General features: G+C 56.9%; 12 protein-coding genes. 7 read left to right on the top strand and 5 right to left on the bottom strand.

Annotated features, from left to right (window positions below; all coding sequences use genetic code 11):
* From ACXJ5O_RS09990 to ACXJ5O_RS09975, 4 genes are all read left to right on the top strand, one after another.
* Positions 1–1,382: methylmalonyl-CoA mutase family protein (locus ACXJ5O_RS09990; RefSeq protein WP_457299755.1), on the top strand; the 1,382-nt coding region annotated here is incomplete at its 5' end.
* A 1-nt stretch (position 1,383) separates the two neighbouring features.
* On the top strand, positions 1,384–2,376 hold the full coding sequence (locus ACXJ5O_RS09985) for a magnesium transporter CorA family protein (protein ID WP_457299754.1): 993 nt from the start codon (positions 1,384–1,386) through the stop codon (positions 2,374–2,376).
* A 72-nt stretch (positions 2,377–2,448) separates the two neighbouring features.
* Positions 2,449–2,670, top strand: coding sequence for an AbrB/MazE/SpoVT family DNA-binding domain-containing protein (locus tag ACXJ5O_RS09980; protein ID WP_106715755.1), 222 nt, complete (start codon positions 2,449–2,451; stop codon positions 2,668–2,670).
* Entirely contained in the window at positions 2,667–3,050 is a 384-nt protein-coding gene (locus ACXJ5O_RS09975) for a type II toxin-antitoxin system death-on-curing family toxin (RefSeq protein ID WP_112527467.1), read from the top strand. The genes ACXJ5O_RS09980 and ACXJ5O_RS09975 overlap by 4 nt, the downstream gene beginning before the upstream one ends.
* Before the next feature lie 54 nt (positions 3,051–3,104).
* Here ACXJ5O_RS09975 and greA read toward each other — a convergent pair whose 3' ends face one another.
* Entirely contained in the window at positions 3,105–3,578 is a 474-nt protein-coding gene (gene greA, locus ACXJ5O_RS09970; protein ID WP_457299753.1) for a transcription elongation factor GreA, read from the bottom strand.
* Between the two features lie 81 nt (positions 3,579–3,659).
* Here greA and ACXJ5O_RS09965 point away from each other — a divergent pair, with 81 nt between their 5' ends.
* Positions 3,660–5,003, top strand: a complete 1,344-nt coding sequence (locus tag ACXJ5O_RS09965; RefSeq protein ID WP_457299752.1) for a TIGR03808 family TAT-translocated repetitive protein — start codon at positions 3,660–3,662, stop codon at positions 5,001–5,003.
* Here ACXJ5O_RS09965 and ACXJ5O_RS09960 read toward each other — a convergent pair.
* Genes ACXJ5O_RS09960 through ACXJ5O_RS09945 form a run of 4 tightly spaced genes read right to left on the bottom strand, consistent with a single transcriptional unit; the run spans position 4,996 to position 7,827 of the window.
* A complete protein-coding gene (locus ACXJ5O_RS09960) occupies positions 4,996–6,015 on the bottom strand; it encodes an asparaginase (RefSeq protein WP_457299751.1) in 1,020 nt (339 codons plus the stop codon). The two genes, ACXJ5O_RS09965 and ACXJ5O_RS09960, sit on opposite strands and share 8 nt — an antisense overlap.
* On the bottom strand, positions 6,012–6,371 hold the full coding sequence (locus ACXJ5O_RS09955) for a type II toxin-antitoxin system PemK/MazF family toxin (RefSeq protein ID WP_457299750.1): 360 nt from the start codon (positions 6,369–6,371) through the stop codon (positions 6,012–6,014). Before ACXJ5O_RS09955 ends, ACXJ5O_RS09960 begins: the two co-directional genes overlap by 4 nt.
* Complete coding sequence (locus tag ACXJ5O_RS09950; protein WP_224505483.1) at positions 6,358–6,600, bottom strand: antitoxin MazE family protein; 243 nt, start codon at positions 6,598–6,600, stop codon at positions 6,358–6,360. The genes ACXJ5O_RS09955 and ACXJ5O_RS09950 overlap by 14 nt, the downstream gene beginning before the upstream one ends.
* A 60-nt stretch (positions 6,601–6,660) precedes the next feature.
* Complete coding sequence (locus ACXJ5O_RS09945; protein WP_457299749.1) at positions 6,661–7,827, bottom strand: acetyl-CoA acetyltransferase; 1,167 nt, start codon at positions 7,825–7,827, stop codon at positions 6,661–6,663.
* A 185-nt stretch (positions 7,828–8,012) separates the two neighbouring features.
* Here ACXJ5O_RS09945 and betC point away from each other — a divergent pair, with 185 nt between their 5' ends.
* Both betC and ACXJ5O_RS09935 read left to right on the top strand, forming a co-directional pair.
* Positions 8,013–9,533: a choline-sulfatase gene (gene betC / locus ACXJ5O_RS09940; RefSeq protein WP_457299748.1), complete on the top strand. Its 1,521-nt coding sequence runs from the start codon at positions 8,013–8,015 to the stop codon at positions 9,531–9,533.
* Positions 9,534–9,547: 14 nt separating this feature from the next.
* Positions 9,548–10,857: choline dehydrogenase (locus ACXJ5O_RS09935; protein WP_457299756.1), on the top strand; the 1,310-nt coding region annotated here is incomplete at its 3' end.

Here is a 10,857-nt window from a genome sequence, read left to right as displayed (position 1 = left end):
GTATAGAGTATGCGCGCGCTGGCGCTGCGGCCGGCCAGGACATCGATAGTTTTGCACCGCGCCTCTCCTTCTTCTGGGCGATCGGCATGAATTTCTTCATGGAAGTTGCGAAGCTGCGCGCCGCGCGCCTGCTCTGGGCCGCGTTGATGAAGAAGAATTTCAATCCGAAGGACAAGCGTTCGCTCTCGCTGCGCACCCATTCGCAAACCTCGGGCTGGTCGCTGACGGCACAGGACCCTTACAACAATATCGTGCGCACCATGATCGAGGCCATGGCTTCGACACAGGGGCATACGCAGTCGCTGCACACCAATTCTTTCGACGAAGCGCTGGCTCTTCCAACCGATCACTCGGCTCACATAGCCCGCAGTACACAGCTGGTCCTGCAAAAGGAGTCCGGCACGACGCGCACAATCGATCCCTGGGGCGGTTCATTTTATGTCGAGCGGCTCACGCATGACCTTGCCGCCCGTGCCCTCGCCCACATCGACGAGGTAGAAGCGCTGGGCGGCATGGCCAAGGCCATCGAACAGGGCATTCCGAAGATGCGCATCGAAGCCGCCGCAGCCCGCACACAAGCACGTATCGACAGCGGCCGGCAGCCGGTCATCGGCGTCAACTCCTATCGCCCGACCGAAGATATGGAAGTCGACGTGCTGAAAGTCGACAACGCGGAAGTACGCGCTCGCCAGCTTTCCAAGCTGCAGCAGTTGAAGGGAACACGCAACGTTGCCGCGGTCGATGCAGCCTTGTCTGCGCTGACGGCCGCTGCGAAGGCAGGCAAAGGCAATTTGCTCGATCTGGCGATCCAGGCAGCGCGGGCGCGCGCAACGGTCGGCGAGATCTCGTTGGCGCTGGAGAAGGCCTATGGGCGGCATGTAGCCAACATCCACACGATTTCCGGTGTTTACCGTAAGGAGGCCGGGAAAAACGAAGTCATAGACCGCGTTGAAGCCAAAGCGGCTGCTTATGAAAAACGCACGGGGAGGAAGCCTCGTATTCTTGTCGCAAAAATGGGCCAGGACGGCCACGATCGCGGCCAGAAGGTCATAGCAACTGCCTTCGGTGATCTCGGATTCGAGGTCATTGTTGGCGCCATGTTCCAGACGCCTGAAGAAGTTGCGGATCTCGCCATCGAGAGCAATGTCGATATCGTTGGCGTCTCATCGCTGGCAGCTGGACATCTGACGCTTGTACCGGAACTCAAGCAGGCGTTGAAGCGCCGCGAGCGGGACGATACTCTTATTATCGTTGGCGGTGTCATACCACCGCAGGACTTCGATGCGATCCTCCAGGCAGGTGCAACGGCTATTTTCCCTCCCGGCACTGTAATCGGCGAGGCTGCCGAGAAACTCATCGATACCTTGCTGGATTCATTGTGAAATGATTTATGTCTACGCGCTGCAAGACGATTATTTAATGCCGAGTGCTGCGCTTGCGGGGGCAGAGTTGCCACCGAATGCAGTCTGGATCGACCTTATCAACCCGACTCACGAAGAAGACGTCCAGGTTGAGAACTGGACCAAGGCGACCATACCGACCCACGAGGATATGATCGAGATCGAGGAATCCAGTCGCTTCTATGCCGAGAATGGCGCGCAATATCTGACCGCTTCCATCCTGCACTCCACCGAATTGAAGCATCACGGTATCGCTCCGGTATCTTTCATTCTCACAGGAAAGCGGCTTGTCACTGTGCGCTATACGGAACCGAAGGCGTTCAGTCTGTTCATTAGCCGCGCGACAAAGCCGGGGAATGGCCTCATTACACCCAAATGCGGCGGCATCAGCATTCTGCTGGGATTGATCGAAGCCGTGACCGACCGGATCGCGGACATTCTCGAGGGTGTTGCCGGCGATATTGATGTGAATTCTCACGCGATCTTCCGGCGGTCGGAAAATGATAAGCCTATGACAACGAAGAACTTCAGGGACAGTCTCAACAATATCGGTATTCAAGGTGCGTTTCTTTCCAAAATTCGGGAAAGCATCGCCGGCGTCAGCCGCCTCCTCGTTTATACGGCCGCCATTCAGGAGGAGACCCTGAGCAAGAAGGATATACGGGCAACGATCAAGTCGCTGGAGCGCGACACGCAATCGTTGAGCACCTATGTCGATTTCCTTTCCAACAAGGTGACCTTTCTGCTTGATACGGTCGTTGGGCTCATTTCAATTGAGCAGAACGCCATCATCAAAATCTTCTCCGTAGCTGCCGTCGCCTTCATGCCGCCAACGCTGGTCGCATCGATTTACGGCATGAACTTTCATTTCATGCCCGAACTTGATGAGGTCTGGGGCTATCCCATGGCCATCGCCCTGATGATTGCCTCGGCCATCATMCCGCTCCTGATCTTCCGCAAAAAGGGCTGGCTGTAAGACCACAATCTCCAGCTTGTATGTGTCGTACACTTACGTTATACCTCGCGTTATAACATCGGAGTTAAGGCCATGAACGTGACCGTGAGGAAAATCGGCAATTCGGAAGGGGTTATCCTGCCGAAGGATGTGCTTGAGAGGAACCATCTGAAGGCTGGAGATCAGCTGGAAGTCATTCAAACTGCCGACGGCATAATTTTGAAGCCTACTGACGATTCGTTCGAACGTCAGATGGAAGCCGCACGCAAAATGATGGACAAGTACAAGACCGTTTTTCAAAAGCTTGCTGAATGAGTTGGGAATTCCTTTCCCGCTTGTCAGTGGAAGCAATGCATGCGGAGCAATTGCATCGTCATGGCGGGGCTCACGGTTTGAGAGACGAAAATGCCCTCGAATCGGCTTTGGCTCGCGCCGAAAACAAATCTAATTATGGCGATCCAGACATAGCAGAGCTAGCCGGAGCTTACATGTTTGGCTTGGCCAGAAACCATGCCTTTGTCGATGGAAACAAGCGTACGGCGCTCGCTGCAGCCCTCGCCTTCCTCGTGATCAACGGCTATGTGCCGACTGCCGATCCCGGTACACTTTACACGTTTGTGATGAACGTCGCCGCTGGTGAAATCGACGAGACCGGCGCGGCAGCCTTCTTCCGCGATCACATCGAGCCGGTATGAAAAACGCTTTAAATTGAATCTCTTGAGGCCCACTGCTCAAAGCAGGATTCAACTTCAAGCTGCAGTATCGATCGCCGTTATCTCCCACTCGCGATCATTCAGCACGAAACTGTCACCAATGGATTTACCGAACATCGCCTTCGCCATGGGTGACACATGCGAGATCTTGCCATGGCTCGCATCCGCTTCGTCCTCGCCGACAATTGCCCAGGTTTGTGACTTGTCGTCTTCATCGGCGATTGTGACTGTCATGCCGAACCGGACCACGTCGCTATGCGGATCGGGGCGTGAGACTTCGGCTGATTCCCTACGTGCGTTCCAGTACCGCAGATCGCGTGAGGCCCGCGCGATCAGATCGCGGTCAGCCTCAGCATTGCCTTTGGCAAGCGCCTCATGCGCTGCTGCGAGCTCGGCATCTATGTGAGCGAGGCCCTTCTCCGTCACCAGATTCCGGTGCGGGCTTATGGGGCGCTCGCCGACATCGATCGAGGAGTTGCTATCGTCTTCCTTTGTGAAGGCCCTGCTCATCGAACGAAGGTAGGCCTTGCTAGGCCCTACAGCAAGTGCAATCCTCCATCACCCGTCTCATTCTCTTCCGCGGATAACAATATGATCAACCGACGCTTCGTCCTGACCGGTCTGGCCTCGCTTGCCGGCGTCGGCATTCTGCCGCGTACCACGCAAGCCCGGACCACATCAGGAATAATCAACGCTGTGGAATTCGGGTTGGCCCCTGGAGGCCCAGACGATCAGACGATCAAGCTGAATGCGTTGCTGACCAAAGCAAGTTCGTCCGGTCAGCAGATATTCCTGCCACCTGGAGCCTATATTGTCTCGGGGCTGCAGTTTCCCGCCTATGTCAATCTGCTCGGTGTTTCCGGCAAGTCGCGTCTTCTGTTTGGAGGCAAATCTGGTCTGATAAGGGCGAATGGTTCCGATCATATTCGGCTCAACGGTCTTGTCATCGATGGTGACGGCAGGCCGCTAGGCGAGAGCGTTCGGGGCCTCCTCGAAGCCAGCAACGTTGCTCATCTTGTGTTGGATGATTGCCAGATTGTCGGTGCGCGCAAGAATGCTGTGGACCTCTTCAAATGCGGTGGGCGTATCGATGGTACGCGTATCTCCGGCGCCAGCGATGCGGCCATATTTGCTGCGGACTCCACCGGACTAGAGATCACCGGCAATGAGATCAACGATTGCGGTAATGGCGGCATTCTCGTCCAGCGTTACGAGCAAGGCCGAGACGGCACGATCATTGCAGGCAACCGCATTAGCAAGACCAGGGCGGATTCAGGCGGCACCGGTCAGAACGGCAACGCCATCAATATCTTTCGCGCGAACAATGTCGTCGTTTCCAACAATGTCATCAACGACAGCGCCTTTACCGCGATCCGCGGCAATAGCGCCAGCAATTTGCAGATCACTGGGAACAATTGCAGTGCGAGCGGCGAAACCGCGATTTATTCGGAATTCGCTTTCGAGGGCGCGGTCATCGCGAACAATCTCGTCGATGGTGCTGCAAACGGCATATCGATGGTCAATTTCGACAGCGGCGGGCGGCTCGGAACCTGCAGCGGCAATTTGGTCCGGAACCTCTCGACCAAGGGCCCGTACCCAGGCACCTTCGGCATCGGCATCAGTGTCGAAGCCGACATCTCGGTTACCGGCAATGTGGTTGAAAACGCCCCACTTTACGGGATACAGCTCGGCTGGGGCGCTTACATGCGCAATGTGATTGCGACTGGAAACATCGTCCGCACGTCAGGCGAAGGTATCTATGTCAGCGTCGTCGAGGGCGTCGGCTCGGCCATCATCAGCGATAATATCATCCAAGGCTCCAGGAATGGCGGCATCGTCGGTCATAGCTGGACTGACGTCACGGTCAAGGATTTGACCCAGAAGAGCGCCGAAATCTATCCAAACCTTACTGTCGAGCGGAATATCGTCAATTGATATCGGCATCCGTCAGCGCTTCTGTCGGGCTGATGACACCATAAGTAATGCCGTTCCAGTTGCGCATTTCGCGATCAGCAAACCGGTCGAGCTTCGATTCCAGTTCGTCCTCGTTGCGATAGATCCGGGCGAGAACCGTGGCGATGATTGCCTCGGACGCCCGCGCGCTCCCGTCATCGCACTTGATAGCGATGCCGAGGCCGAGTTCTGGCAAGGCACCAGCGTAGACACCTTCGGCACCGCCCTTTACGAAGATACGGTTTGGAGCCATCTCCATTAAAACCGTACAGGCGCGATTGGTGCCGGCGACATAATATGGTGCTGCCATCGCCGCATCGACAAGGCGCCGCGCCGCAGCGGCTCGGACCGGCTCGAATCCAACCCCCGTCGCCATGCGGGCGAAGCCATGCGCCAGGTTTTTCAATGGAATGGCATAGGTCGGAATCGAACAGCCATCTGTTCCGCAACGATCCAGCGTGTGCGGTGCGCCGGTGACGCTCTGCATAGCATCGCGCACCATATCCTGTTCAGGCGAGCCCAAGGCAGAATAGCCGTGCGTTTCGATGCCAAGATGCCGGCATGTGCACAGGAATCCTGCGTGTTTGCCGGAACAATTATTATGCAGCGGCGTCGGCTCCTGGCCACTTTTCGCCAGCGCAATCAGCACGGGCTGCTGCGCCGGCCAATGCGAGCCACACTCTAGCGCCGAAACATCGAGCCCGGCGCGGCCCAGCATATCGGCAGCCTTCGCCACATGTTGCGGCTCGCCCGAATGCGAGGCACAGGCCATGGCGAGTTCCTCATTACCGAAGCCATAGGCATCCGCCGCGCCGCTCTCGACCAGCGGCAGTGCCTGAATGGCCTTGATTGCAGAGCGCGGAAAGGTCGGTCGCTCGATGTCACCAAGCGAGAAGACGATCTTACCATCGCCATCGGTCACGATCACCGCCCCACGATGGCGGCTCTCCACCGTTTCGCCGCGAAAAACTTCAACCAGTACCGGATTGCTCATGTCGACGGTTCCATATGTGTGCGTGGTGACGACGCTAAGCCAAGAAACACCAGCATTGCCAGATTCAGACGAACAAGATCGTCATCACTCAATCGTCCGATAAACATCCCGATTTTGGATTTCGGCACGGATGAAATTTTATCCACCATGACCCAGGATTGATGGCGCAAGCCATTATCAGGATTTGGATCTATCATTGGCCGGGCAAATGGCACCTGAAGGTCGATGCTCGTCAGCGTGCATATAACGATCGAATTCGTCCCGTCAAAACTATCATTTTGAACAATGACCACAGGTCGAGGCTTTCCTGCATAGTCTTTGCCCCCGGCGACCGTCCAAACGTCACCGCGTTTCATCGTCATTGTCATCAAAGTCAGAAATTGAATCAATAAATGCCTGATCGTCTGCCTCAGTCGGACTGTTGGCAATCGCCAGCGACTGCCTGTGAGCTTCTTCCTTAAATTCCTTCGAATTTACATCCGGCAGCCAAAACTGGACTGGACGCAAGCCCTGTGCGCGCAAGCGCTCACGATGCTCCTTGACCTTCTGCTGAGAGGTCTTTTTTGGTTGGGCGGACGAACGCATATCATGCTCCTGATAGGTTACATGTAACCTATCACAGCTTTGCTTGTGATGCTACCAGCGTTATTTGATCCGCTCCAGCACCGAAACATAGTTGGCGACCGCTGCGCCGCCCATGTTGAAGATGCCCGCGAGCTTGGCGCCCGGCACCTGTATGCCGCCGGCCTCCCCGGTCAACTGCATCGATGACAGCACGTGCATCGAAACACCGCTGGCGCCGATCGGATGCCCCTTGGCCTTGAGGCCGCCGGAAGGATTGACCGGCAGGCGGCCATCCATGGCTGTCTGGCCTTCGAGTGCTATCTTGGCGCCCTCGCCCGGCTTCGCCAGTCCCATTGCCTCGTACTCGATCAGTTCGGCAATGGTGAAGCAATCATGCGTTTCGACGAAGGACAGGTCATCGATGGTCACGCCGGCTTGCTCCAGCGCACGTTTCCAGCCCTCCGAACAGCCTTCGAAAAGCAGGATATCGCGCTTGGAGATCGGCAGAAAATCCTGAACGTGGGCAGCCGCACGAAATGCCACAGCACGCTTCATCTTCAAGGCAGTCTGCGTATCGGTCAGGACCAGCGCTGCCGCGCCGTCAGAGACGAGCGAACAATCGGTACGCTTCAATGGGCCCGCAACGAACGGGTTCTTCTCGCTCTCCTGCCGGCAGAACTCATAGCCGAGATCCTTGCGCATCTGCGCATAGGGATTGTTGACGCCGTTCTTGTGGTTCTTGGCAGCGATCATCGCCAAGGCATCGGACTGATCGCCGTACTTCTGGAAATACGCGGCTGCAATCTGGCCGAAGACTCCGGCGAAACCGGCGGGAATCTCGCCCTCCTCCGGCAGATAAGACGCTTTGAGCAAATTCTTGCCGATTTCCGGACCGGGCGTCGATGTCATCTTCTCGACACCCACGACCAGTACGACCTTGGCGCTACCCGCACGAATAGTCTTGATGCCCTGATGAACAGCTGCCGAGCCGGTGGCACAAGCGTTTTCAACACGCGTCGCGGGCTTGAAGCGAAAGGCATCACTCGCCTGCAGAACCAGGCTGGCGGTGAAATCCTGGGGAGAGAAACCAGCATTGAAATGGCCCAGCACGATCTCGTCAACGTCTTCAGGACCGATGCCTGCATGATCGAGCGCCCCTACCGCAGCTTTAACGATCAGGCTTTCGACGGTTTCGCCTTCCAGCTTTCCAAATGGCAGATGCGACCATCCAACGATACAGGCAGTCATTTCCATTCCTCCAAAATCTCTTTCTCTTGAGCTAACCATGAAACCTGCGCGATTCAAGGCGAACCTGCATCTACAGCCAGAAATATCGGTCGTCATGCGGTGCGCAATGGCGTAACTGAAACAGCGACCATCACTACCATATGGAAAATGCTAGAGAGACGAATTTTGCCCCTGCCGGAGCCTGTATGAGACCGAACATACTAATTTTAATGGTTGATCAGCTGAATGGAACACTTTTTCCAGACGGCCCGGCGGAATTCATCCATGCACCACATCTGAAGGCATTGGCCAAGCGTTCGGCCCGCTTCGCCAATACCTACACCGCCTCGCCGCTGTGTGCCCCTGCCCGCGCTTCGCTTATGTCGGGTCAATTGCCATCGCGCACCCGGGTCTATGACAACGCGGCAGAGTTTGTCTCGGATATCCCGACCTATGCGCATCATCTGCGCCGCGCTGGTTACTATACCGGCCTCTCCGGCAAGATGCATTTCGTCGGCCCGGATCAACTGCATGGCCTTGAAGAGCGCCTGACAACAGACATTTACCCGGCGGATTTCGGCTGGACACCAGATTATCGCAAGCCGGGAGAACGCATCGACTGGTGGTATCACAATCTTGGCTCGGTCACTGGCGCGGGCGTTGCCGAGATCACCAACCAGATGGAATATGACGACGAGTTAGCGTTCCACGCGCGGCAAAAGCTGTACCAGCTATCGCGTGAATCGGATGATGCATCGCGCCGGCCATGGTGCCTGACAGTCTCCTTCACGCATCCGCACGATCCTTATGTGGCGCGGCGCAAATATTGGGACCTTTATGAGGGTTCGTCCGCGCTCGATCCGAAAGTCGGTGCCATTCTGTTCGAAGAACAGGATCCGCATTCAAAGCGGCTGCTCGAGGCATGCGAGCATGATTGCTTCGACATAACGCCCGACCAGATCAGGCGGGCGCGTCAGGGCTATCTTGCCAATATCTCCTATATCGACGACAAGATCGGCGAAATTCTCGAGGTCCTGCAGACCACACGGATGCTGGACGACACGATCATCGTGTTCACGTCAGATCACGGCGACATGCTGGGCGAGCGCGGCCTTTGGTTCAAGATGAACTTTTTCGAAAGCTCGGCGCGCGTTCCGCTGATGATCGCGGGCAAAGGTATTGCTCCCCAATTGATCTTCGAGCCGGTGTCGACACTTGATATCAATCCGACGCTCGGCGCGCTTGCAGGTATCGATATCGCCGAAATCCTGCCATGGACCGATGGCGAGGATCTGACGCCTGTCATGCAAGGCAAGGCGCGCGTCGGGCCCGTCCTGATGGAATATGCGGCGGAAGGCTCAAACGCGCCGCTCGTCTGCATCCGCGAAGGCGCCTACAAGTTCGTGCATTGCGAGATCGACCCGCCGCAACTCTTTGATCTTCAATCGGATCCGGATGAACTGACCAACCTCGCGAGCGATCCGGTGCATGCCAAGCTGGTCGCAGATTTCACGGCGAAAGCCCGGGGCCGCTGGGATATGGCGCAGTTTGATGCCGCGGTGCGCGAAAGCCAGGCGCGGCGGTGGGTGGTCTATGAAGCGTTGCGCAACGGCTCATACTATCCGTGGGACCATCAGCCCCTGCAAAAAGCTTCCGAGCGTTACATGCGCAATCATATGGACCTCAACGTTCTGGAAGAGAACGCCCGCTATCCGCGCGGCGAGTGAGCATGACAAGCACTATGGAAGCAGATTTCGTCATCATCGGTTCTGGTTCTGCGGGTTCTGCGATGGCTTACCGCCTGTCGGAGGACGGCAAATATTCGGTGATTGTCATCGAATTCGGCGGTACCGACATCGGCCCATTCATCCAGATGCCGGCGGCATTGTCCTTCCCGATGAATATGAGCACCTATGATTGGGGCTTTATGTCCGAACCCGAGCCGCACCTTGGCGGGCGCCGCTTGGTCACGCCACGCGGCAAGGTCATCGGCGGCTCCTCCTCGATTAACGGCATGGTCTATGTGCGCGGCCATGCACATGATTTCGACCATTGGGCGGAAAGTGGCGCGAGCGGCTGGTCCTATGCAGATGTGCTGCCCTATTTCAAACGCATGGAACATTCGCATGGCGGCGAGCCGGGATGGCGCGGCACGGATGGCCCCATGCACATACAACGTGGGCGCCGGGACAATCCATTGTTCCACGCCTTTGTCGATGCCGGCCAACAGGCGGGTTTCGAAGTTACCGAAGACTATAATGGCTCGAAGCAGGAAGGCTTCGGGGCCATGGAGCAAACCATCCACAATGGCCGCCGCTGGTCCGCGGCCAATGCCTATCTTCGCCCGGCGTTAAAACGCAAAAACGTGAATCTGGTCAATGGTTTCGCCCGGCGTGTGATCATTGAGAGCGGGCGGGCGGTCGGTGTCGAAATCACCCGGCGCGGCAAGACAGAGGTGATACGCGCCCGGCGCGAAGTGATCGTCGCCGCCTCGTCAATCAACTCACCCAAGCTGCTGATGCTGTCCGGCATAGGCCCAGCTGCTCATCTGAAAGAGCATGGCATCGAAGTCGTTGCCGACCGGCCCGGCGTCGGCCAGAACCTGCAGGACCATATGGAGGTGTACATCCAGCAGGAAAGTCTGAAACCGATCACTTTGAATTCCAAGCTCGGGCTCTTCTCGAAGGCCATGATCGGCGCCGAATGGCTGTTTTTCAAGACGGGCCATGGTGCAACCAACCATTTCGAATCCGCCGCTTTCGTCCGTTCGAAACCCGGCGTCGACTATMCGGACATCCAATATCATTTCCTGCCGGCGGCTATCCGATATGATGGCCGGGCCGCGGTAAAGGGTCATGGTTTCCAGGCGCATGTCGGTCCGATGCGGTCGAAGTCGCGCGGGAGCGTGACGCTTCGCTCATCTGAGCCATTCGAGAAACCCAGGATCCTTTTCAACTACATGTCGCATCCCGACGACTGGACAGATTTCCGCCACGCCGTACGATTGACGCGCGAGATTTTCGGACAGGCGGCGCTTGATCCCTATCGCGG

It is taken from the genome of Phyllobacterium sp. P5_D12, from assembly GCF_054049495.1.
Note: the sequence above shows the minus strand (reverse complement) of the source record. Positions and strands in the feature narration are given on the sequence as shown.

Bases quoted from the DNA above. Each gene is read 5' to 3' on its own strand.
- betC (WP_457299748.1), top strand. From the start codon at position 8,013: ATGAGACCGAACATACTAATTTTAATGGTTGATCAGCTGAATGGAACA.
- ACXJ5O_RS09960 (WP_457299751.1), bottom strand. From the start codon at position 6,015: ATGAGCAATCCGGTACTGGTTGAAGTTTTTCGCGGCGAAACGGTGGAG.
- ACXJ5O_RS09965 (WP_457299752.1), top strand. From the start codon at position 3,660: ATGATCAACCGACGCTTCGTCCTGACCGGTCTGGCCTCGCTTGCCGGC.
- ACXJ5O_RS09945 (WP_457299749.1), bottom strand. From the start codon at position 7,827: ATGACTGCCTGTATCGTTGGATGGTCGCATCTGCCATTTGGAAAGCTG.
- ACXJ5O_RS09950 (WP_224505483.1), bottom strand. From the start codon at position 6,600: ATGCGTTCGTCCGCCCAACCAAAAAAGACCTCTCAGCAGAAGGTCAAG.
- ACXJ5O_RS09975 (WP_112527467.1), top strand. From the start codon at position 2,667: ATGAGTTGGGAATTCCTTTCCCGCTTGTCAGTGGAAGCAATGCATGCG.
- ACXJ5O_RS09980 (WP_106715755.1), top strand. From the start codon at position 2,449: ATGAACGTGACCGTGAGGAAAATCGGCAATTCGGAAGGGGTTATCCTG.
- greA (WP_457299753.1), bottom strand. From the start codon at position 3,578: ATGAGCAGGGCCTTCACAAAGGAAGACGATAGCAACTCCTCGATCGAT.
- ACXJ5O_RS09955 (WP_457299750.1), bottom strand. From the start codon at position 6,371: ATGAAACGCGGTGACGTTTGGACGGTCGCCGGGGGCAAAGACTATGCA.